At 69.3% G+C, this 21,454-nt stretch carries 19 protein-coding genes; 8 read left to right on the top strand and 11 right to left on the bottom strand.

What is annotated here, in order from left to right; genetic code table 11:
- Window positions 1-46: 46 nt before the first annotated feature.
- A complete protein-coding gene (locus ABMY26_RS26045) occupies window positions 47-1,597 on the bottom strand; it encodes a phospholipase D-like domain-containing protein (RefSeq protein WP_372397473.1) in 1,551 nt (516 codons plus the stop codon).
- Window positions 1,598-2,021: 424 nt separating this feature from the next.
- Between ABMY26_RS26045 and ABMY26_RS26040 the strand changes: the two genes are divergently transcribed.
- Window positions 2,022-2,411, top strand: coding sequence for a hypothetical protein (locus ABMY26_RS26040; protein ID WP_372397472.1), 390 nt, complete (start codon window positions 2,022-2,024; stop codon window positions 2,409-2,411).
- Between the two features lie 142 nt (window positions 2,412-2,553).
- Here the strand turns inward: ABMY26_RS26040 and ABMY26_RS26035 are convergent, their stop codons facing one another.
- On the bottom strand, window positions 2,554-3,291 hold the full coding sequence (locus ABMY26_RS26035) for a gamma-glutamyl-gamma-aminobutyrate hydrolase family protein (protein ID WP_372397471.1): 738 nt from the start codon (window positions 3,289-3,291) through the stop codon (window positions 2,554-2,556).
- Between the two features lie 11 nt (window positions 3,292-3,302).
- Window positions 3,303-4,334 (bottom strand): amidoligase family protein, encoded by a 1,032-nt coding sequence (locus ABMY26_RS26030; protein WP_372397470.1) that lies wholly within the window; start codon window positions 4,332-4,334, stop codon window positions 3,303-3,305.
- Window positions 4,335-4,701: 367 nt separating this feature from the next.
- On the opposite strand from ABMY26_RS26030, the gene ABMY26_RS26025 reads away from it, so the two are divergent.
- Entirely contained in the window at window positions 4,702-7,800 is a 3,099-nt protein-coding gene (locus ABMY26_RS26025) for a PAS domain-containing protein (RefSeq protein ID WP_372397469.1), read from the top strand.
- A gap of 9 nt (window positions 7,801-7,809) precedes the next feature.
- Here ABMY26_RS26025 and ABMY26_RS26020 read toward each other — a convergent pair whose 3' ends face one another.
- The 4 genes from ABMY26_RS26020 to ABMY26_RS26005 all read right to left on the bottom strand — a co-directional run bounded on the left by ABMY26_RS26020 (window position 7,810) and on the right by ABMY26_RS26005 (window position 10,008).
- Window positions 7,810-8,229 carry an EVE domain-containing protein gene (locus tag ABMY26_RS26020; RefSeq protein ID WP_372397468.1) on the bottom strand — a complete coding sequence of 140 codons (420 nt, stop codon included), beginning with the start codon at window positions 8,227-8,229 and terminating at the stop codon, window positions 7,810-7,812.
- A 17-nt stretch (window positions 8,230-8,246) separates the two neighbouring features.
- On the bottom strand, window positions 8,247-8,531 hold the full coding sequence (locus ABMY26_RS26015) for a YciI family protein (protein WP_372397467.1): 285 nt from the start codon (window positions 8,529-8,531) through the stop codon (window positions 8,247-8,249).
- A gap of 158 nt (window positions 8,532-8,689) precedes the next feature.
- Window positions 8,690-9,364 (bottom strand): 3'-5' exonuclease, encoded by a 675-nt coding sequence (locus tag ABMY26_RS26010; RefSeq protein WP_372397466.1) that lies wholly within the window; start codon window positions 9,362-9,364, stop codon window positions 8,690-8,692.
- A 41-nt stretch (window positions 9,365-9,405) separates the two neighbouring features.
- Window positions 9,406-10,008, bottom strand: coding sequence for an NUDIX domain-containing protein (locus ABMY26_RS26005; RefSeq protein ID WP_372397465.1), 603 nt, complete (start codon window positions 10,006-10,008; stop codon window positions 9,406-9,408).
- A 414-nt stretch (window positions 10,009-10,422) separates the two neighbouring features.
- Between ABMY26_RS26005 and ABMY26_RS26000 the strand changes: the two genes are divergently transcribed.
- Window positions 10,423-11,346, top strand: a complete 924-nt coding sequence (locus ABMY26_RS26000) for a cyclopropane-fatty-acyl-phospholipid synthase family protein (protein WP_372397464.1) — start codon at window positions 10,423-10,425, stop codon at window positions 11,344-11,346.
- A gap of 346 nt (window positions 11,347-11,692) precedes the next feature.
- Window positions 11,693-14,383, top strand: coding sequence for an aconitate hydratase AcnA (acnA, locus tag ABMY26_RS25995; RefSeq protein WP_372397463.1), 2,691 nt, complete (start codon window positions 11,693-11,695; stop codon window positions 14,381-14,383).
- Window positions 14,384-14,420: 37 nt separating this feature from the next.
- On the opposite strand, the gene ABMY26_RS25990 is transcribed toward acnA, so the two are convergent.
- Window positions 14,421-14,672, bottom strand: coding sequence for a hypothetical protein (locus tag ABMY26_RS25990; RefSeq protein ID WP_372397462.1), 252 nt, complete (start codon window positions 14,670-14,672; stop codon window positions 14,421-14,423).
- A gap of 377 nt (window positions 14,673-15,049) precedes the next feature.
- Between ABMY26_RS25990 and acs the strand changes: the two genes are divergently transcribed.
- Both acs and ABMY26_RS25980 read left to right on the top strand, forming a co-directional pair.
- Window positions 15,050-16,990, top strand: coding sequence for an acetate--CoA ligase (gene acs / locus ABMY26_RS25985; protein ID WP_372397461.1), 1,941 nt, complete (start codon window positions 15,050-15,052; stop codon window positions 16,988-16,990).
- 203 nt (window positions 16,991-17,193) lie between these two features.
- Entirely contained in the window at window positions 17,194-17,631 is a 438-nt protein-coding gene (locus ABMY26_RS25980; RefSeq protein WP_372397460.1) for a GNAT family N-acetyltransferase, read from the top strand.
- Between the two features lie 104 nt (window positions 17,632-17,735).
- On the opposite strand, the gene ABMY26_RS25975 is transcribed toward ABMY26_RS25980, so the two are convergent.
- The 3 genes from ABMY26_RS25975 to ABMY26_RS25965 form a co-directional block, all read right to left on the bottom strand.
- Window positions 17,736-18,230, bottom strand: coding sequence for a hypothetical protein (locus tag ABMY26_RS25975; protein ID WP_372397459.1), 495 nt, complete (start codon window positions 18,228-18,230; stop codon window positions 17,736-17,738).
- Window positions 18,227-18,778 (bottom strand): hypothetical protein, encoded by a 552-nt coding sequence (locus ABMY26_RS25970; protein ID WP_372397458.1) that lies wholly within the window; start codon window positions 18,776-18,778, stop codon window positions 18,227-18,229. Before ABMY26_RS25970 ends, ABMY26_RS25975 begins: the two co-directional genes overlap by 4 nt.
- 215 nt (window positions 18,779-18,993) lie before the next feature.
- Window positions 18,994-20,031: a DctP family TRAP transporter solute-binding subunit gene (locus tag ABMY26_RS25965; RefSeq protein ID WP_372397457.1), complete on the bottom strand. Its 1,038-nt coding sequence runs from the start codon at window positions 20,029-20,031 to the stop codon at window positions 18,994-18,996.
- Between the two features lie 164 nt (window positions 20,032-20,195).
- On the opposite strand from ABMY26_RS25965, the gene ABMY26_RS25960 reads away from it, so the two are divergent.
- Window positions 20,196-20,780: an OmpA family protein gene (locus ABMY26_RS25960; protein WP_372397456.1), complete on the top strand. Its 585-nt coding sequence runs from the start codon at window positions 20,196-20,198 to the stop codon at window positions 20,778-20,780.
- A gap of 152 nt (window positions 20,781-20,932) precedes the next feature.
- Window positions 20,933-21,397 (top strand): cupin domain-containing protein, encoded by a 465-nt coding sequence (locus tag ABMY26_RS25955; RefSeq protein WP_372397455.1) that lies wholly within the window; start codon window positions 20,933-20,935, stop codon window positions 21,395-21,397.
- Window positions 21,398-21,454 lie beyond the last annotated feature (57 nt).

Raw genomic sequence — 21,454 nt, 5'->3', positions numbered from 1 at the left:
ATAGGGACCCGCTGAATACAGAGTCGTCAAAACAGGCGCGCCGGCCCTATCGCCGGCGCGCCCCGTTGCGTGCCGCCCTGGCCATGCCCCAGATCCCCGCCGCCACGCCAACCACCAGCAGCGCCGCGGCGGCAGCGCGCAGGCCGGACCGCGGCGCCGCCGGCAGCCGCTTCCAGGGAGCCCAGGCCTCGCCAGGATCGCCGGGATCGGCGATGCGCAGGGCGGCGAAGGCCTGTTCGGTCAGGCTTGGGTCGTCGGACGGCAGATCGACCAGCCGGCGGCCGGCGGTCTTGCGCAGGCGGTCGATCGCGGCGATCAGGCTGCCGGTTTCCCGCACCGCCGCATCCAGCAGAGCCTGGTCGATGCCCATATGCTCGGCCAGCAGGCGGTTGCGCACGCCGACGATGGCATCCCTTGCGGCATCCGCCACGTCCCGGCGGGCCGGCCCGTCCTCCTCCGGCGCCTCGATGGTCAGGTCGCATTCGCTGTCGTAGCCCATCGAGCGGTTGTTCAGGTTGGACGAGCCGATGCGCAGCAGCCGGCCGTCGACCGCGATCACCTTGGAATGGACGATGATCGGCGCGCCGGAGTCGGTGACCGGGGTCATGGCGCGCAGACGGCCGAAGCTGTCGGCCTCGCGCAGGCAGCGCAGCGCCACCGAGCGCGGCGTGTCCATCGCCATGCGGTCGAACCAGTTCGGGCTTTCCTTCGACACCACCAGCACCACCTCCGGCCCGTCCGGCTCGGCCAGCCGGCGTGCCAGGGCGTCGGCGATGCGGGCGGAGGCGAAATACTGGTTTTCCAGATAGATGGTGCGCTCCGCCGCCGCGATGGCGGCGAAGGTCAGCGCCTCGCTCTCGCGGATCGCGGGGCGGCCTTCGGCCGGCGGCACGGTGCGCGACACCCCGACCCGTGCATCGGTCAGCACCGGATGGGCGCAGTCCGGCAACCGGCAGTCGGGCCACGGGTCGCGGCCGGAAGGCGGGCAGGGGGCCAGAGCCTCGCCGGTGGCGCGGTGCCAGCGCTCCCGCGCCAGTTCGGCGAGCGCGGCGGCGGCATCGCCGTCGACCATCATCATGACGTCGTGGCGGGGGCCGTAGGGCTGTCCGTCGGGGCAGACCCGGCGCGGATCGTCGTCGCGGTGTTCCGAAGTGTCCCAGCGGTCGAAGGAGAAGTCGATGCCGCCGCAGAAGGCCAGCGCGTCGTCGATCACCAGCAGCTTCTGGTGCTGGGCGGCGCCGACCGGCAGCTCGTCGTCCAGCCGGGCGTTCAGCCGGTGCCCGGTGCTGCGGTCCAAACGCTCCAGCGGTTCATGCGGGTGGTCGAGCGCGATGGGAAAGGGCATCTCCCACTTCAGCGCCCGCACATGCAGGCCGGGCCGCGAGCGCATCAGCCGGGTCAGGAAGGGGCCGAGCGTCTCCGGTCCCTCGGGGTCGAGCCGCATGCGCGGGTCGATGTCCCAGCCGACCAGCAGGATCGACTGCCGCGCCTGTTCCATCGCGGCGCGGGCCGCGACGAAATAGTCGGCCCCGTCGACTAGGACCGCGACCCGTCCGGCCCGCTCGCTCCGCCAGCAGGTGTCGCCGGGCCGCAGCACCGGCCCGCCCCGGGATGGCGCCGTCCGTTCCGGAGAGGCCCGTTCCGGAGAGGCTGCGGACAAGCGGGGCGGGAAGCGGAAGGGGAGGGCGGAAGGATCTGGCTTCATGTGGGGGCCGGGCGTGATGTCTGGCGGGCGGGAAGGTCGGGGAAGTCCGTCCGTCTCGCGGCTTGAACCCCTGCCGGAACCGGTTGTTCCCGTGGCGCGGCCGGGGCGTCTGGGTCACGCCGAAGGATCCGGCGATGGAACGGCTTTGCCGCCGAATCCTGAAAAAAGCGACCGCGCGGCCCGAAACCATGGCCGGTTCGCGCTGTTGAACCCGGTGAAAGAGGCGGTTGCCAGATCGGCCATCCCCGGTCCGGCATCCGCCCCGGTCCCAACGGCGTCCGTTTGCGAGGCGTCACCACCATGAAGGAGTTCGAGGATGCGTAACCTGATGATCGGCGCGGTTTCGGCGGTGTTCCTGATGGCCGGCTCGGCCATGGCCCAGACGGCTCCGCAGGGTGCTGCCGACGGCACCAGCTACACCGGGCCGGACGGCATCGTCCGCACCGCGCCGGGCGCCACCACCTCGCCGTCGGCCGGTTCGACGTCCGGCGGTCCGCTGAACGCTCCGGGCACCTCCGGCTCAAGCGGCACCGCTGGCGGCACCGCTGGCGGCAGCATGTCGGGCTCCTCGACACCGGGCCTGACCACCGCGCCGTCGGGCATGGGCAACAACACCGGCAGCAACATCCCGCGTGACAACCAGAGCGCGACCGGCACCCATTGCCCGCCGGGCACCCCGAACTGCGGCCCGGCCGGTGGCAATTGATGGCGGTTTGACTGCCATCCTCCGGGGGTCGGTCCCCCGGGGGACCGACCATGCGGGCGCCGCCGGAACCATCCCTCCGGCGGCGCCCGCTTCGCTTCGGGCATCCGGCGGCCGTATCCGGCGGCCAGTGCCACCCGCCTTCCTATTGCGCGGGCGCGACCCCGGCGATCTCGTCCAGCGGCGCCTCGCCCATCGCCGTGGCGACCAGCCGGCGGAACAGGGCCTGCTGCCGGCTGTCGGCGATCAGATATTCCGGGTGCCACTGCACGCCGATCAGGAAGGGGGCGGCCGGAGCCTCGATGCCCTGGACAATGCCGGCACGCTCGCGGGCGACGACCCGCAGCCCATCGCCGACGCGGTCCACCGACTGGTGGTGCAGGGCGTTCACCCGGCATTCGGCAATGCCGAGGATGCGGTAGAGCCGGCTGTCCGGCTCGATCCGGATGCGCTTGCGCGGCAGGACGGTCCGCATGTGCGGCGCCTCTTCGTACACCTCGTGGATGTCGACGTGGAGAGAGCCGCCGCGGTGGACGTTGATCATCTGCGAGCCGCGGCAGATGCCCAGCACCGGCAGCCCAAGCCGGGCCGCACGGTCGAGCGCCAGCAGCTCCAGCCGGTCGCGGTCGGGATCGATGCGGATGTGCGGCCGGGCGGACTCGCCGTAGAGCGAGGCGTCGATGTCGTCGCCGCCGCCCACCACCAGCGCGTCCAGCCGCTCGATGGGGAAAGGCGCGTCGACCGTGATGCGGACCGACGCCGCGCCGGCCCGCCACAGGGCCAGCCGGTTGGCCATGGCGGCGATGCGGCTGCCATGGACCGAGGCGGTGATGCCGACCAGCGGCCGGGACCGGGATGCGGCTCTGCCGATTGTCGCGGCCATGGGACGCCCCCTCAGACCGCCTGCCGTGCCGGGCCGTCCGCGGCGCCGGATGCCGGCGCATCGCCGTGGATGCCGCCCCCGATATCCGGCCTCTCCGCCAGGAAGGCGTCGATCCGCTCCGGCCACGCCGCCAGTGCCTGCCCGTCCGCCGCCCCGCGATAGGCGGCGCCGAGCCGGTCCAGCAGCGGCCGGTCGGCCGCCAGCCGCTCCACCGCCACCCAGCGGTTCCAGTCGGCGGCGAGCGACCAGCCGGGATCGCTCAGCCGGGCGTTGGGCAGCCGGTAATGGAAGGTCGGGCGTGGCCGCACATGCGGATCCGCCAGCGCCGCGGCCAGCCGGTCGCGGTCGAGATGGGCGAACAGCGGGAACAGGTCCAGCTCGCGGTTCCGGGTGGGGTTGTCGGCCAGGTAATCGTCGATCAGCGTTCCCAGGCCGGGGCGGTAGCCGGGATCGGTGACCTTGGCGGCGTAGGGCAGCGGAAAGGACGCGATGAAGCCGGACAGGCGCCGGGTCGGGTCGACGCGGATCTCCCGCCGCAGCCAGGGCGCCAGCAGCAGGAAGGCCTTCAGGTGGTCGAGCACGTAGTCGCCGTCGGCCCGCGCCACCTCGGGGTTGAGGTGCAGGCCGAAGGCGAACAGCGGGCTGGCCTCCGTCCCCGCCGCGCCGCGGCCGCGCAGGCAGGAGGCGAGGGCCTCCAGGTCCGGCAGCCGGTCGATCGTCACCGGCGGGGTGGCGATCTCGAACGGCATCACGAGGCTGCCGATGTTCCCCCAGAGCGGACGCAGCGGATCGAGGACCTTCGATCCCCCCTTTCCGGGATGGGCGGAGCGCATGTCCAGCTCCACCGTGAAGTCGCCGAGCCGGGTGCCCGCCACGAGGCAGCGGTGCGGGTTCTCGACTGTGACCGTCCCTCCGAACAGTTCGCGCACGCAGGCCGCGGCCGATGGCGCGTCCAGGTCGGCGAATTCGAGCTCCACCCCCACGCGGCGCGGCGTGTTCCGGGGCGTGGTGAGGAGCGGAGGGAGCAGGAAGGGTTGGGTCATGGCAAGCTTTCGACGGGGCAAGCTTCCAACAGGCCATGAGGAACGCTGTTCCCGCGCTCTGGAAATCAAGGGCGGGCCCTCTCCGGCAGTCGCGGGGGGATCGAGGCCCCGCAATGACATACTCCTTTCGATTGGCACGGCTTCGTTGGGAGTATGCTTCAAAATTTGATGAAAATACCGAAGAGATCCGCTTCATTGTTGGGGCCGTTGTTTGCCTTTTGATCGTTTCGGCATGGCTTCCTCATCCGATTGTTTCCTGAATTAACTGCCTCTTAACCATAAGTGCGCTAACGATGGCCGCAGCGGCACGGTGGGCGCATCTGGTGATCCATCCGGTCGGCTTTGCGGTGGGAGCCTTGTCTGCGTCATGACCCTACTGGCACGCCTCTTCATCCTGGTCCTGCTCGCGGTGCTGCCGGCGATCGGCATCCAGGTCTACAGCGTGCTGGAGCAGCGGTCGGAGCGTGAGGCGGACGTCACCAGCCAGGCGGAGCGGCTGCTGCACCAGGTGGAAAGCGAGCATGTCCGCATCATCGACAGCGCCCGGCTGATGGTCACCGCGGTGACCGAGGCGCATTTCCTGCGCCGCGGCGAGGTCGAGCATTGCCAGACCTATCTCGAACGGCTGTCCGCCCGCTCCAGCGACTACCGCAGCATGTCGGTCACCGATACCGAAGGGCGGATCCTGTGCAGCGCCGACCCGTCGCGCGTCGGCGCCTCGCTGTCGGCCCAGCCTCATTTCCGCCGGGCGATGGCGCAGAACCGCTTCGCCGTCGGCGAATGGACGATCACCCATTCCGGCGGTGGCGGCGAACTGCCGGTCGCCATCCCCTACACCAACATGGAGGGCAAGCGGACCGGCGTCGTCGCGCTGTCGCTGGACGTGTCCTGGCTCACCGCCACCTTCGCATCCCGCCCGATGCCGGAGAATGCGACCCTGACCGTCGCCGACCGCTCCGGCACCATCCTGGTCAAGCTGCCGGGCGGGCCGGGCCGGGCCGGCGAACGGCTGCCGGACAATTATCTCTCCCTGCTGTCGACGATGGAGGCAGGGGCGACGACGATGCCCGGCCTGGACGGCGTGTCGCGCATCCTGGCCTATTCGCCGCCGGCGGCCGGCATCCGCGACCTGTTCATCAGCGTCGGCGTCGACCGCGTCGCCGCCATGGGCGCGGTCGACCGCGCCACCCGCGACGGGCTGCTGATGACGCTGTCGGGATTCCTGGTCGCCGCCGCCGCGGCCTGGATCGGCGGCACCCTGTTCATCCGCCGCCCGGTCGACGCGCTGGTCCGCGCCGCCCGCGACTGGAGCGACGGCAAGATCGCCAGCCGGGTCAAGCTGTCCGACCGCTCCTCGGAGATCGGCCAGCTCGGCCACGCCTTCGATGCGATGGCCGACCGGCTGGAGGCGCGCGAGGCGGCGCTGCGCCGCTCCGAATGCCACATCCGCGCCGTGCTGGACGCGTTGCCGGCCTATGTCGGCGTGCTGACGCCGGACGGGGCGGTGGCCCAGGTCAACCGCGCCGCTGCCGACGCCGCCGGCCTGCCGGCCGCCCGTATCGTCGGCCGTCCCTTCGACGAGATCTGCTGGCTGTCCTTCGACGAGGCCGGGCGCGAACGGCTGCGCAACGCGCTGGCACTCGGGGCGGGCGGACGGTCCTCGCGGTTCGACTCCGGCCTGCGCATGGCGGACGGGCGCGAGATGACGGTGGACGTCAACCTGACGCCGATGGTCGATGCCGACGGCCATGTCACCCACCTGATCGCGACCGGCATCGACATCACCGAACGCAAGCGCACCGAAGAGGCGCTGCGCATCGCCGAGGAGCGTGTGCGCACCGGGCTGGGCAACTCCGGTGTCGTGGTGTTCAACCAGGACCGCGACCTGCGCTACAGCTGGGCCCATTCCGAATGGCTGGGCGTGGCGCCGGCGGCGTTGATCGGCCGGACCGACGCCGACCTGTCCGACCGGCGCGAGGACGCCGAAAGCCTGATGGCGCTGAAGCGCCGGGTGCTCGACAGCGGTGTCGGCGCGCGGGAGGAGGTGCGGATCCGCTGCAAGGGCGAGGACCGCTTCTTCGACCTGACGGTCGACCCGCTGCGCGACCCCGCGGGCCGGGTGGAGGGCGTGACCTGCGCCGCCGTCGAGGTCACCGACCGCAAGCGGTCCGAGGCCGAGCTGCACCGCGCGCGGGAGGAGGCCGACCGCGCCAACGAGGGCAAGTCGAAGTTCCTGGCCGCCGCCAGCCACGACCTGCGCCAGCCGGTCCAGTCGCTCTACCTCTTCACCGCGGCGCTGGGCGACCGCATGCAGGGCCATGCCGCCCTGCCGATGCTGGACAACATCCGCCAGGGGCTGGACACGCTGAAGGGACTGCTGGACAGCCTGCTCGACATGTCGCGGCTGGAATCCGGCAAGATCGCAGCGGCTCCCGTCGAGGTCAGGCTGAACCAGATGCTCGGCCGGCTGGTCGCCGAATACGGCCCGCGCGCCGCGCAGAAGGGGCTGGAGCTGCGCGCGGTGCCGACCCGTGCCTGGGTGCGCACCGACCCGGCCCATCTGGAACGCATCCTGCGCAACCTGATGGAAAACGCGCTGCGCTACACCGCCCGCGGCAAGGTGCTGCTGGGCTGCCGCCGCACGCCGTCCGGCATGCGGGTGGAGGTGTGGGACACCGGCGCCGGCATCCCCGCCGACCGGCTGGAGGACATCTTCGAGGAGTTCACCCAGCTGGGCGAACGCAGCGAGCGCGGCCTCGGCCTCGGGCTGGCGATCGTCCAGCGCCTGTCGCGGCTGCTCGGGCATCCGGTGACGGTGCGGTCTTGGGAAGGCAAGGGCTCGGTCTTCGCGGTGGAGATGCCGCGGGTGATCCTGGGTATCCCCCGCGCCGGTTCCGGCAGCGGCACGGCCGCCGCCGCGGCGACGCTGGCCCGCCGCTCCGCCGCCAACGGTGCCGCCGCCAATGACCGCGGCCGAGCCATCGACACCTTCGCCAGCGCTTTCGGCAAGGCGATGGGCGGCAAGGCGATGGGCGGCAAGGCGGGCGCCACCGTGTCGGGAAGCAACGGGGCGTCCGGCTCCGGCGTTGAAACCGACAAGGGCATGGTGCTGGTGATCGACGACGAGGCGATCATCCTGCTCGGCCTGAAGGCGATCCTGGAAGGCTGGGGCTACGACGTGCTGACCGCCAAATCGGGCGACCAGGCATTGGAGCGGCTGCGCGCCGACGGACGCTGTCCGCGGATCGTGCTTGCCGACTACCAGCTCCAGCAGGGGCGCACCGGCCCCGACGCGGTGGCCGCCGTCCGGACCCTGATGGGCGAGACCGTTCCCGGCATCATCCTGACCGGCGACACCAACCCCGAACGCCAGGAAGAGGCGGAACGCCGCGGCTTCCGCCTCCTGCACAAGCCGGTCTTCCCCAACGACCTGCGCCGCATGATGACCAGCGCCGGGGCGGCATGAGGGAAATCCTCACGCCGGGACGGCCACTCCCGCCAGATCGCACACCCGCGCCCATTCCGCCTCGGCGACCGGACAGACGGACAGGCGCGACTGGCGGACCAGGGCCATGGTCTGCAGCAGCGGATCGGCCTTGATCTGCTTCAGCGTGACCGGCGTCTTCACCGCCGTCACCGGCGCCACGTCGACCATGCCGAAGCGGCCGGACTCGTCGCTGGGATCGGGATAGTAGGTGCGGACGATCTCGACGATGCCGACGATCTCCAGCCCCTCGTTGGAGTGGTAGAAGAAGGCGCGGTCGCCCACCGCCATCGCCTTCAGATTGTTGGACGCCTGGTGGTTGCGCACCCCGTCCCAATGGGTCCGGCCGTCGGCGACCATGCGGTCCCAGGAATATTTGAACGGCTCGGACTTCAGCAGCCAGTAGGCCATCGCCTGCGCTCTCCCGCTCAGGCCTTGGGATAGACGCGGCGCCAGGGCCGGATCGTCACGCTGTCGAACAGGCCGGCCTTGGCATAGGGATCGTTGCCGGCGAACTCCTGGGCTGCGGCGGCATCGGCGCAGTCGACGATCAGCAGGCTGCCGACCATCCCGCTCTGGTCGTCGGACAGCAGCGGGCCGGCGGCGAAGATGCGGCCGGCGTTGGCCTCCAGATAGGCCAGATGCTCGGTGCGGTTGGCGGCGCGGATGTCGGCGGCACCCGCCTTGTCGACGCAATGGAACATGAACAGCATGCGGTCCCCTCCTCCGTTCGGTGGAGCGGGAGCCTAGCGCAGGCCGGCGGGAGGGGGAAGCGCGGCCTGACCTTGGGCGGCCGAACTTGGGCGGCCGAACTTCACAGCCGAACTTGGCGGCCGGACCGCCAGCCGAACCGGCACCGCAGTCCCGCCGGTCAGACCGCTCCCGCCACCCGCGGCCGGCGCGGCGCCTTGCTGCCCTTGCAGGGGGTGTAGCCGCCGGGGGCGATGCGGCCGAAGCTGATGCCGGTGCCGGGGATCTCCGCCAATCCGCCCAGCCCCAGCTCGCGCGTGGCGGCCAGCGCGATGCGGCCGCAGGCCTCGGCATCGCTGCCGGCATGGTGGTGGTCGAGCGCGATGCCCAGGAAATCGGCGAGATGGTTCAGCTTGTGCGCGACCAGCGCCGGCCATGCGCGCCGGGCCAGCATGACGGTGCAGAGATAGTCGCAGTCCGGCCAGTCCAGCCCGTAGTCGGTCAGGGTATGGCGCAGCACGCTGATGTCGAAGGCGGCGTTGTGGGCCAGGATCAGCCGTCCCTGCACCCGGTCGCGCAAGGCCGCCCACACCTCCGGGAATTCCGGGGCGTCGAGGACGTCGCCCTCGCGGATGCCGTGGATGACACTGTTGAAGGAATTGAAGCGCAGCTCCCGCGGTCGGATCAGATGCTCTTCCGTCGCAGTCACGCGGCCGTCTTCGATCCAGGCGACGCCGATGGAGCAGGCGCTGGTGCGGGTTTCGTTCGCGGTTTCGAAATCGATGGCGACTGCATGGCCGAAGGGAGCGCCGGAAAGGGCGCCGGAACGGGCGGCACGGCCGGAAGGAGCGGTCATGGAGGTCCGGGAACGGTGGGCGGGGCCGGAAGGCAAGCCTATCAGATGCGGAGCCGGCGGGCGAGGTCGTCGGGCAGCGCCTCTTCCGCCGCCAGAACCCGCAGCTTCAGCAGGCTGGCGACCGCCATGGCGTCGGTGATCGCGCCGGCCATCACCATGTCGATGACTTCCGCGAACGGCACGCGGCGGACCGCCAGCACCTCGGTCTCGTCGGGGGCGGACTCGCCCTGTTCGAGGTCCCAGGCGACGAAAATGTGGGCGACCTCGTCGGTGAGGCAGTTGGACAGGTGCAGGGTCATCAGCGGCATCCAGCGCCGCGCCGTCAGGCCGGTTTCCTCGCGCAGTTCGCGTGCGGCGGATTCCTGCGGCTCCACGCCCTTGCGCCCGCCGCCTTCCGGAATTTCCCAGCTGTACTGCTGCAGCGGGAAGCGGTACTGGCCGACCAGCGTCACCGACCCATCCTCGTGGATGGGGACCACGCCGGTGGCGATGCTGCGGGGATGGACGACGCCGTAGATTCCGGGCACGCCCTTCGGGGTCAGGACCTTGTGTTCGACCACCTCCATCCAGGCATTCTCGTACTTGGTCGTGCTGGTCAGCACGGTCCAGGGATTGCCGGCGGACTCACCGGTTTCGATCGGCACGCGGGGCTCCCCCTCAAGTCGGTTGTGCCCGGAGTATAGGGAGGCCGTCCGGTTGCCGCAATGGCCGCCCCATAACACTGTAGAGACAAAACTGCCTAAAATTTGCAGACAATTGCTGAGAACAAAGTCGAATTCGTTAAATAATGGTTTCTTGACAGATAAACCGCCGGCTCTTACTTCTAAATTGCGGGGTGGGACGGCAATGTCATACTCCGAAAGTCTAGATTCGCGTTTCGCCCCTTGACCTGGAAAGGGCAGGCCGTGGTTCCGCAGATCAGTCCGCGTGATTTGGAGCGGTGGCGAAATCCCGACTGGCGCATCCGTCTGGCAGCCTGGTGGGAAGGGTATGACCTGTCGCGCCTGCCCCGCGTTTCTGACAGGGCGGCCCTGCGTAATTCGGTGGATCGGCGCCCGTTGCGTCCGCTCGATGCGATCGGCCCCGCGTCTCCGGCCATGTCCCCGGCCTCCTCTCCCCCGGCCGCCCCTTCAGTGGCGGCGCCGTCGGATGCGGCGGCCGGCACGATCGATCCGGAGCTCGACCGGCTGTCCCTGATGCAGCTCGACCGCCGTGGCGAACCGGTGTGGTCGCCGTCGCGTAGCGAGGGCGCCCAGCTTCTGTGGGGCCGCGACATGATCGGGCCGGAGGAAGCGGCGTGGATGGTGGAGTCGCTCCGGTCCTTCGGGCTCAACCCGGCCAAGAGCGTGCTGGACCTGTCGGCCGGGCTGGGCGGCACCGCCCGCGCGCTGGCGGAGACCTGCGACACCTGGGTGACCGGGCTGGAGCCGTCGCCGCTGCTGGCGAAGCTGGCGATGGACCGCTCCAAGGCGCTCGGCCTGTCCAGGAAGGCGCCGGTCGCCCATTACGACCCGGAGCATTTCAACCAGGCCGGCAGCTTCGACCTCGTCATGGCCGACCGCATGGTCCACCGCCTGCGCGACAAGGAACTGTTCCTCGACCGTGCCGGCGACTGCGTGAAGCCCAAGGGCGGCATGGTGCTGTTCGATTACGTGATCGACGGCGCCCCCGGTTCCTGGGATGCCTGGAACGGCTGGCGGGAGGAGGAGCCGATGGAGGTCTATCCCTGGACCGCCACCCGCATGGCCGACGAACTGACCCAGCGCAACCTCGACCTGCGCATTTCCGAGGATCTGACCCAGCTGCACCGCCGGCACATCATCGACCGTGTGCGCAAGCTGGCCGACACGCTGACCGCGGCCGTCCCGCCCGCGCCGGTGCTGGCGGCGCTGAAGCGGGAACTGGCGCTGTGGTGGGCCCGGTTGCGCGTGTTGGGCAACGGCCTGCGCTTCGTCCGCTATGTGGCGATGAAGCCGGCGTGAGTGCCGGAACAGCTTTCTCTGATGTTCATATGAGTAAAGAAAGAAGCCGCCGAGACGGCATAGGATGATCGGCAGCGGTTGCCCGCCCATCCCCATGTCCACAGCTCCCTCATGTCAATACCCATTCCCTGCCCATTCCATGCCCATGCCTGCGCTTTCTTTGAACCCTGCGTTTGATCTGCCGGGGGCGCGCCCTACATCTTGGCAGCATGAAATCCAGGTTCCGCCGGTGGCCCTGTCCGCAGGACCGCCATCCGCCGGACCGTAACCGCGAAGCGCTCTCCCAAGCGCCAGCCAGGCGCCGAGCCCGTGTCGAGGCCCGACCCAAAGCCAAGGAGGCTTCCCCGTGACCACCTTCACCGGTCAGGATTCGCTCAAGACCCGCCGCTCGCTGAGTGCGGGCGGCAAGAGCTACGACTATTTCAGCCTGACGGCCGCCGAACAGGCGGGGCTGGGCGATCTGTCGCGGCTGCCCTTCTCGATGAAGGTGCTGCTGGAAAACCTGCTGCGGTTCGAGGACGGGCGCACCGTGTCCGTCGACGACGTGAAGGCGGTGGCCCAATGGCTGGTCGACAAGCGGTCCGACCGTGAGATCGCCTATCGCCCGGCGCGCGTGCTGATGCAGGACTTCACCGGCGTGCCGGCGGTCTGCGATCTGGCGGCGATGCGCGAGGCGATGGCGGCGCTGGGCGGCGACCCGGCCAGGATCAACCCGCTGGTGCCGGTGGATCTCGTCATCGACCATTCGGTGATGGTGGATTATTTCGGCGGTGCCGATTCCTTCCAGCGCAACGTCGACCTGGAGTTCGAGCGCAACCTGGAACGCTACGAGTTCCTGCGCTGGGGGCAGAAGGCCTTCGACAATTTCCGCGTGGTGCCGCCGGGCACCGGCATCTGCCATCAGGTCAACACCGAATATCTCTCGCAGGTCGTGTGGACCGACGCCGACCCGTCGGGCAAGCCGGTTGCCTATCCCGACACCCTGGTCGGCACAGACAGCCACACCACCATGGTCAACGGCCTGTCGGTGCTGGGCTGGGGCGTCGGCGGCATCGAGGCCGAGGCCGCGATGCTGGGGCAGCCGATCTCCATGCTGATCCCCGAGGTCGTCGGCTTCAAGCTGACCGGCCGGATGAAGGAGGGCATGACCGCCACCGACCTGGTGCTGACCGTCACCCAGATGCTGCGCAGGAAGGGCGTGGTCGGCAAGTTCGTCGAGTTCTTCGGGCCGGGGCTGGACAGCATGACGCTGCCCGACCGCGCCACCATCGGCAACATGGCGCCGGAATACGGCGCGACCTGCGGCATCTTCCCCATCGATGCCGAGACCATCCGCTACCTGACCTTCACCGGCCGCGATCCCGCCCGCGTCGCGCTGGTCGAGGCCTATGCCAAGGCCCAGGGCATGTGGCGCGAGCCGGACAGCCCCGACCCGGTCTTCAGCGACGTGCTGGAACTGGACATGGGCACGGTGGAGCCGTCGCTGGCCGGGCCGAAGCGGCCGCAGGACCGCGTCGCGCTGTCGGGCCTCGCCCAGGGCTTCGCCAGGGACATGACCGAGGCCTACAAGGCCGACGATCCCAAGAAGGCGGTTCCGGTGAAGGATGCCGGCTACAGCCTGGAACAGGGCGCGGTCGTCATCGCCGCCATCACGTCCTGCACCAACACCTCCAACCCGGCGGTTCTGGTCGCCGCCGGCCTGCTGGCGAAGAAGGCGGTCGAGAAGGGGCTGGCGCAGAAGCCGTGGGTCAAGACCTCGCTGGCGCCGGGCAGCCAGGTTGTCACCGACTATCTCGCCAAGGCCGGGCTGCAACCCTATCTCGACCGGCTCGGCTTCAACATCGTCGGCTATGGCTGCACCACCTGCATCGGCAATTCCGGCCCGCTGCCGGAGCCGATCGCCGCGGCGGTGGAGGAGGGCAACCTCGTGGTCGGCGCGGTGCTGTCGGGCAACCGCAACTTCGAGGGCCGCGTCAACCCGCACACCCGCGCCAACTACCTCGCCTCGCCGCCGCTGTGCGTCGCCTATGCGCTGGCCGGCAACCTGACCGTCGACCTGACGACGGAGCCGCTCGGCACCGGCACCGATGGGCAGCCGGTCTATCTGAAGGACATCTGGCCGACCAACCGCGAGGTGCAGGACGCCATCGACGCCTCGCTGACCGCCGACATGTTCCGCAGCCGCTATTCGGATGTCTTCAAGGGGCCGGAGCAGTGGCAGGCCATCGCCACGGCGGAGGGCCAGACCTACCAGTGGCAGGACGCCTCGACCTATGTGAAGCTGCCGCCCTTCTTCAGCGGCCTGAGCAGGACTCTCGACCCGGTGTCGGACGTGCGCGGTGCCCGCGCGCTGGCGGTGTTGGGCGATTCCATCACCACCGACCACATCTCGCCCGCCGGCTCGATCAAGCGGACCAGCCCGGCCGGCGAGTATCTGCTGAGCCATCAGGTGCGTCTGCAGGACTTCAACAGCTACGGCGCCCGCCGCGGCAACCATGAAGTCATGATGCGCGGCACCTTCGCCAACATCCGCATCCGCAACGAGCTGCTCCCCGGCGTGGAGGGAGGCGACACCAAACATTACCCGTCGGGCGAACGGCTGCCGATCTACACGGCGGCCATGCGCTACGCCGACGAGGGCGTGCCGCTGGTGGTGGTCGCCGGCAAGGAATACGGCACCGGGTCGAGCCGCGACTGGGCGGCCAAGGGCACCCGGCTGCTGGGCGTCAAGGCCGTGATCGCCGAGAGCTTCGAGCGCATCCACCGCTCCAACCTCGTCGGGATGGGCATCCTGCCCTTGCAGTTCAAGGACGGGCTGACCCGTGCCGACCTGAAGCTGGACGGATCGGAGACCTTCGACATCGCCGGGATCGAGCAGGACCTGCGCCCGCGCAAGGACGTCGCCCTGACCCTGACCCGCGTCGACGGCACGGTCGAGCATCACACGCTGCTGCTGCGCATCGATACGCTGGACGAGGTCGAGTATTACCGGAACGGCGGCGTGCTGAACTTCGTGCTGCGGAATCTGGCCGGATAAGCGTGGCAGGGTAGGGAAAGGCCGGCGGCGGAGGTGTTTACTCCGCCGCTTCCTGCATGACGGCGCGGAAATCGCCGGTGGCCTGGAGCATGCGCCGGGCGAGGTCGGCCATGCCGGCGGCCGAGGTCGCGTCGGACAAGGTGGGGATGCCGCCAGGGATGCCGTCGCGCGGCAGGAGGCGCAGCGCGGCGTCGATGGCCATCAGGCTGGTGCGGTCGGCCAGGGCGGCGAGGCGGCCGGTGCCGCCGCCGGTATCAGCCAGATCGTCCGCGTTGGTGGTGCTGGGCATTGCGATCCTTGCGCCGATGATCGTTACCGTGATGCAGCAATTCTATAGCGGCCGCCCGGTTAAGGTCGGGTTAAGCAAGCGACCGGTCGTTACGGGACGGTCATGGAGCATGCTGCGGCGCGGCGCGGCGGATGGTCGCGCCGGAAGCGCCGGGGGAATGGCGGCCCAGGGGCTGCGTGCCCTGGTATGCTTGGGGAAGAAACAGTCTCGCGCTGCAAAATCAGCGGCACAATCCTCCTTTGGTCGGGGGGCCGGCGCGGGCCGATTCGCTTGTTCGTCCCGCAACTTGTGTGGATAATGCCGCTCAATTCCGGGCGGCGGCCCACCGCCCTCCAACATCTTCCGGCCAATCGGAAGCACCACGGGGAAACGCACTCATGACCGACAACAGCTTCTTTCCGGTCAAGCCGGAAATCGCGGCCACCGCCCATGTGAATGCGGAAGCCTATGCCCGCATGTACGAGCAGTCGGTCAACGACCCCGAGGCCTTCTGGGGCGAGCATGGCAAGCGGATCGACTGGATCAAGCCCTACAGCAAGGTGAAGGACGTCGATTTCAGCGGCGACGTCCATATCCGCTGGTTCCAGGACGGCACGCTGAACGTCTCGGCCAACTGCATCGACCGCCATCTGGCGACCCGCGGCGACCAGACCGCCATCCTGTTCGAAGGCGACGACCCCGGCGTTTCCAAGGCGATCACCTACAAGGAACTGCACGAGAAGGTCAGCCGCCTCGCCAACGTCCTGAAGAAGAACGGCGTCCGGAAGGGCGACCGCGTCACCATCTACCTGCCGATGATCCCGGAGGCCGCCTATGCGATGCTGGCCTGCACCCGCATCGGCGCCATCCATTCGATCGTCTTCGGCGGCTTCTCGCCCGACAGCCTGAAGGACCGCATCGTCGACTGCGACAGCCATTTCGTCATCACCTCCGACGAGGGCCTGCGCGGCGGCCGCAAGGTGCCGCTGAAGGCCAACGCCGACAAGGCGGTGGCCGGCGCGCCGATGGTCCGCCACGTCCTGGTCGTCAAGCACACCGGCGGCAACGTCGCCTGGACCGAGGGCCGCGACCTCTGGTACCACGAGGAGATGGAGAGCGTCTCCGCCGACTGCCCGCCGGAGGAGATGAGCGCCGAGGATCCGCTGTTCATCCTCTACACCTCCGGCTCGACCGGCAAGCCGAAGGGCGTGCTGCACACCACCGGCGGCTATCTGGTCTATGCGTCGATGACGCACGAGTATGTCTTCGACTACAAGCAGGGCGAGGTCTACTGGTGCACGGCCGACGTGGGCTGGGTCACCGGCCACAGCTACATCGTCTACGGCCCGCTCGCCAACGGCGCCACGACCGTCATGTTCGAGGGCATCCCGACATATCCGGACGTCTCGCGTTTCTGGCAGGTCATCGACAAGCACAAGGTCAACATCTTCTACACCGCCCCCACCGCCATCCGGTCGCTGATGCGCGAAGGCGAGGGGCCGGTGAAGACGACCTCGCGCGCCAGCTTGCGCGTCCTGGGTTCGGTCGGCGAGCCGATCAACCCGGAAGCGTGGCTGTGGTACTACAATGTGGTCGGCGAGGCCCGCTGCCCGATCGTCGACACCTGGTGGCAGACCGAGACCGGCGGCATCCTGATCACCCCGCTGATCGGCGCCATCGGCCAGAAGCCGGGTTCGGCGACCAAGCCCTTCTTCGGCGTCCAGCCGGTCGTCGTCGACAACGAAGGCCAGATCCTGGAGGGCGAAACCGAGGGCAACCTCTGCATCGCCGACGCGTGGCCGGGCATGATGCGCACGGTCTACGGCGACCACGAGCGCTTCGTCCAGACCTACTTCTCGACCTTTGCCGGCAAGTACTTCACCGGTGACGGCTGCCGCCGCGACGCCGACGGCTATTACTGGATCACCGGCCGCGTCGACGACGTCATCAACGTGTCCGGCCACCGCATGGGCACCGCCGAGGTCGAAAGCGCGCTGGTCGCCCATCCGAAGGTCGCCGAGGCCGCGGTCGTCGGCTATCCGCACGACCTGAAGGGCCAGGGCATCTACGCCTACGTCACGCTGAACGCCGGCGAGACCCCGACGGAGGAACTGCGCAAGGAGCTGGTCGCCTGGGTCCGCAAGGAGATCGGCCCGATCGCCTCGCCCGACCTGATCCAGTGGGCTCCCGGCCTGCCGAAGACCCGCTCCGGCAAGATCATGCGCCGCATCCTGCGCAAGATCGCCGCCAACGAGCATGACGCGCTCGGCGACACCTCGACGCTGGCCGATCCGGGCGTCGTCACCGACCTGATCGACAACCGCATGAACAACGCCTGACGAAAGCGGGGGCTCCGGATGCCGGAGCCTCCTCCTTCGCTTGGCTCCCTCTCTGCGAAGATACGTCCGATGGCACGATGAAATGCCGGTGACGTGCAGCGATCGACGGCAAGCACGGGCAATGGTGGCCGCTGTTGATGGCAGCTGTTCTCGTGCAGATTGCGCAGCTATGATGATCCCGATAAGGGATCCCTGAGGCTGCCGTGTACATTCAAATCAGATTGGCTCGACCATCCGATGTCGGGGGAATTTTTCGTGTCCGAACCTCGGTCAACGAAAACCTTTTGACCGTTGCCGAAATGGCTGGGATGGGGATCACCGAGGCTTCGGTTGCGGAGATGATCCACAATGCTCCCTGTGCCTGGGTTGCTTGCGACGATGCGCAGATTGTCGGATTTTCGATGATTGATCCTGACGAGGGATCGCTGTTCGCAGCCTTTGTGCTGCCATCGCACGAAGGCAAAGGGATCGGCAAAGAGCTTGTTCAGGCGGCCGAGGATGCCTTGTTCTCGAAGCACGCTCTGGCATGGCTCGAAACCGCCAAGACGAGTCGCGCGGCCGGCTTCTATCGCCATCTCGGATGGGGAAGCGAGCGAGACATTGGCGACGGCGATATACGCCTCGAAAAACGCCGTCTTTGAACGCCGAGAACCGCACTGCGCCTCCCCCCCCCGCTCTCGCGGAGTGAAGATCGGCGTAGTCGTCGTCAGCCGCCATCGTTCCAACAAAACGAAGCGGGCGTCAGTCAGCGTTCCGGCAGCACCAGCGGGGCGGCCGGAGCGATAGCGAAGGCGGTGGCGGAGGAATGGCGTTCGCCGATGCGCTTGCGGGCCTCGTCGGCGGTTTCCGCTGCAACGGCATAATGGCGCACGCCCGTCCAGGGGGCGGTCGCATCCAGCGCCTCGACCGCGACATGCCACAGCGGGCCGCCGGCCCGGGCGACGCGGTCGACGCAATGGAACTCGGTCGCGGTCAGCGCCGCATCGTCGGTGGCCGCGGTCTGGAGCGCCCCGATCTCCCCTTCCGCCTCCGCCGCCTCGCGGCGCAGGGATGAGAGCGTCTCCTCGGTCTCGGCCCGGCGGACGGCGGCGAGCTTGGCGAAGTTGGCATAGACGTCCAGCCGCTCGTTCAGCGCCGCCAGCCGCGCCGACTGGCGCACGGCCCGGCGCCCCAGGATCCGTTCGCCCAGCAGGCCGATGCCCAGGCCGGTCATCGCCCCCAGCATCCACAGGGCCGTCATGGCGCCGCGGCCTCCGCCATGGCATCTTCCTTTGCGTCTTCGGTGGTGTCCTCGCCGGAGACGGTGACGCCCACCCGGTCGTGGAAGATGCTGCCGGTCAGCATCCGGGCGGCGGCGAAGTCGGCGGCCCAGACCTGCGCCTCGTTCTCGAAACGCCAGATGTCGGGATGCACCACCGCCTTGGCGTCCGGCTTCCCGACGAAGCCGGGCGCCATCGCCAGCCGGAAGACGAAGCGGTTGCGGGTCGGTTCGGGCCGGCCGATCTCATGGATGAAGCGGCGCGACGACGCGGTGCGCTTGCCGTTGCGCCGGGTCAGGATCAGCTTGTGGGTCGACAGTTCGGCCAGCCGGGCCTTCGTCGCCTCGATGTCGGCCTGCATCGCCTCCAGCTCGTTGGCCTGGCGCTCCAGCGCGTCGCGTTCGGCCACCAGCCTGGCGCCGGCGCGGCGGACCTCGCGCTCCGTCCGATGAAGCAGCCCGCGGCGGATCGCCAGGAACAGCAGGGGGGCGCCGATGCAGAACAGCGCCAGCAGCATCTCCGACGTCATGCGCGCCCGCCCCGCAACCCGGCCTCCAGTCGCGCCGCGCCCGGACGGGCCGGCGTCACCGGCCGTTTGTACTCCATTCCGGTGCAACGCGCATCATGCCCCGGCGCGGTTGCAGCATGAAAAAACGGCGCCCGGCGGACGGGCCGGGCGCCGTATCGGTGCGGCTGAAAATTGCAGCCGGCCGTTACCGCAAGAGCGCGGTCACTTGAACGCGGTCACTTGCCTGCGGCGATGGCGGTCTGCGCCGCCTTCACCAGATCGGGGCCGATCTGCTTGGTCCATTTGTCGAAGACCGGCTGGGTGGCGGTCTGGAACGCCTTCTGCTGCTCCGGCGTCAGCCGCACCACCTCGACGCCCTGGGCGGCGATGTCCTTCAGCAGGCTGTCGTCGGCGGCTGTGATGCCCTTGCGGGAGATCGCCACCTCCTCCGCCGCGGCCTGGACGGCGGCGGCGCGGACCGCCTCCTGGTCCTCCTTCGACCAGCTGTTCCAGACCTCCTTGTTGACCACGAAGATCAGCGGATCGGCGACATAGCCCCACAGCGTCAGGTGCTTCTGGCCCAGCGTCGCCAGCTTGGCGGCGACGAAGATGGTCAGCGGGTTCTCCTGCCCGTCGACGGCACCGGTGGAGAGCGCGGGCTGCGCGTCGGCCCAGCTCATCTGCGTCGGGTTGGCGCCCAGCGCGGTGAAGGTGTCGAGATAGAGCGGCGAGCCGACGACGCGGATCTTCAGCCCCTTCAGGTCGGCCGGCGCCTTGATCGCGTGCTTGGAGTTCGAGATCTCGCGGAAGCCGTTCTCGCCCCAGGCCAGCGGCACCACGTCCTTGGTCGCCAGCAGGTCGAACAGCTTCTTGCCGACCTCGCCCTGGGTCAGGGCGTCCAATGCCTTGTGGTCGGGCATCAGGAAGGGCAGGGAGAACAGGTTCAGTTCCTTCACCTGCGGCGACCAGTTGATGGTCGATCCCACCGCCAGATCGATGGTGCCCTGGCGCAGCGCGGTGAATTCCTTGGTCTGGTCGCCGTTCACCAGCGAGGTGCCGGGATACATCTTGATGACGATGCGGCCGGCGGTCTTCTCCTTGACCAGCTCGGCCCAGCGGTCGCCGCCGATGCCCCAGGGGAAGGGCTTGCCCAGAACGGTGGAAAGCCTGTACTCCGCCTTGTAGTCGGCAGCGTTCGCCGCGCCCGCCACCAGGGCAGGGACCGTCAGCGCGGCCAGCGCGATGCCGGCGAGCAGAGCCTTCAGCGATTTCATGCTTGTTTCCTCCCAAGCGCCCTATACGAAAGATACGGACCGGGATGCTACAGATGCACGCAGGACTGTTCCACGGGCAATGTGCCACGACCGTCCGCGGTCCGAACAATGCGGCCATGCGATGGGGGTGCCTGTTCGGTGCTTGCGCCTGGATGCTCCTGCCGGTGGCAGCGCTTGCCCAGGCACTGCCGAATCCCGCGATGCCGATGGGACCGAACCCGAGCGAATGCGAAATCCAGGCGGCCCTGCTGGGGACCACCGATCCAAACTGTCCGCCGCTGGCCATGCGGCGCCCGGCCGTCCCGCCGCCCGCCGCCGCCGCCGCAGCAGCAGCAACCGGGCCGGCACGGCCGGGGCCGGTGACCGTGCCGCCGCTGCCCGGTCCGGCGGCGATGCCGTCACCCGAACTGCGCGCCGCCTTCCGGGTCGAGTTCGACTTCAATTCCGCCCGCATCCGGCCGGAATCGCGGGCAATCCTCGACAAGGTGGCGGCGGTGATGGCGAACCCGGCGGCTGGCCGCGCCCGGTTCCGGATCGTCGGCCACACCGATGCGGTCGGCGGCGACGCGGCGAACCTCGTCCTGTCGGGGCGGCGCGCCGCGGCGGTGGTCGAGTATCTGGCGACCCACCACCGCATCGGCCGCGACCGGCTGGAGGCATCCGGCATGGGCGCCCGCGAACTTCTGCTGCCCGACCAGCCCAAGGCCGCGGCCAACCGGCGGGTGGAGATCGTCAATCTGGGCGGCTGAGACTTTCCCGCCGGGGCTTTCGGGGCCGGGGCTTTTGGGTCGGGATTTTTGTGTGATCCCGGGAACCATCGGCCGGGCGGGGGTGTTGCGCCAAGCGCCGGCAGGCTCGTCCTGCGCGCGCCGACCCTCCAACCCCCAGCTCCGGAGAGCCGATGCCCGACTTCACCCCCGTCCCAATCGACAGCCGCCGCATCGCCGACGACGAGGTGGGCAAGCCCGCGGTCTTCGGCGCCATCCTGTCCGGCCAGCCGCTGGAGATCCACCGCAACCTGTTCGAGGGCGATTACGGCCGCTTCCGCTCGGGGGTGTGGCAGTGCACGCCGGGCGTCGTGGCGATGACGGACTGGCCCTATCACGAGTTCTGCGTCCTGCTGGCCGGCCGCGTCGTCATCACGCCCGAGGGCGGAAGCCCTCGCGAGTACCGGGCCGGCGACGCGCTGGTGCTGCCGATGGGCTTCACCGGCACCTGGGAGATCCTGGAGACGGTGCGCAAATACTACGCGGTCCAGGCGCGCCAGCCGCTGCTGCGGCGGGTGAAGCAGCGGGTCAAGGGCTGGCTGCGGCCGGGGGCGCGGAACGGGCAGGCGGCCGACGCGCAGGCCGGTGCCGCCTTCTGACTCCTCGCCATCCGCCGGACGCCCGTGCTAGGGTCCGCCGCGCCGTCCGCGCCGCCA

Source organism: Azospirillum sp. HJ39 (assembly GCF_041507355.1).
Lineage (GTDB): Bacteria > Pseudomonadota > Alphaproteobacteria > Azospirillales > Azospirillaceae > Azospirillum > Azospirillum thiophilum.
The sequence above is the reverse complement of the archived record's forward strand: the minus strand, read 5'-3'. Positions and strand labels throughout refer to the sequence as shown.

Bases quoted from the DNA above. Each gene is read 5' to 3' on its own strand.
- ABMY26_RS26040 (WP_372397472.1), top strand. From the start codon at position 2,022: ATGCGTAACCTGATGATCGGCGCGGTTTCGGCGGTGTTCCTGATGGCC.
- ABMY26_RS26035 (WP_372397471.1), bottom strand. From the start codon at position 3,291: ATGGCCGCGACAATCGGCAGAGCCGCATCCCGGTCCCGGCCGCTGGTC.
- ABMY26_RS26030 (WP_372397470.1), bottom strand. From the start codon at position 4,334: ATGACCCAACCCTTCCTGCTCCCTCCGCTCCTCACCACGCCCCGGAAC.
- ABMY26_RS26025 (WP_372397469.1), top strand. From the start codon at position 4,702: ATGACCCTACTGGCACGCCTCTTCATCCTGGTCCTGCTCGCGGTGCTG.
- ABMY26_RS26020 (WP_372397468.1), bottom strand. From the start codon at position 8,229: ATGGCCTACTGGCTGCTGAAGTCCGAGCCGTTCAAATATTCCTGGGAC.
- ABMY26_RS26015 (WP_372397467.1), bottom strand. From the start codon at position 8,531: ATGCTGTTCATGTTCCATTGCGTCGACAAGGCGGGTGCCGCCGACATC.
- ABMY26_RS26010 (WP_372397466.1), bottom strand. From the start codon at position 9,364: ATGACCGCTCCTTCCGGCCGTGCCGCCCGTTCCGGCGCCCTTTCCGGC.
- ABMY26_RS25990 (WP_372397462.1), bottom strand. From the start codon at position 14,672: ATGCCCAGCACCACCAACGCGGACGATCTGGCTGATACCGGCGGCGGC.
- acs (WP_372397461.1), top strand. From the start codon at position 15,050: ATGACCGACAACAGCTTCTTTCCGGTCAAGCCGGAAATCGCGGCCACC.
- ABMY26_RS25975 (WP_372397459.1), bottom strand. From the start codon at position 18,230: ATGACGGCCCTGTGGATGCTGGGGGCGATGACCGGCCTGGGCATCGGC.
- ABMY26_RS25970 (WP_372397458.1), bottom strand. From the start codon at position 18,778: ATGACGTCGGAGATGCTGCTGGCGCTGTTCTGCATCGGCGCCCCCCTG.
- ABMY26_RS25965 (WP_372397457.1), bottom strand. From the start codon at position 20,031: ATGAAATCGCTGAAGGCTCTGCTCGCCGGCATCGCGCTGGCCGCGCTG.
- ABMY26_RS25955 (WP_372397455.1), top strand. From the start codon at position 20,933: ATGCCCGACTTCACCCCCGTCCCAATCGACAGCCGCCGCATCGCCGAC.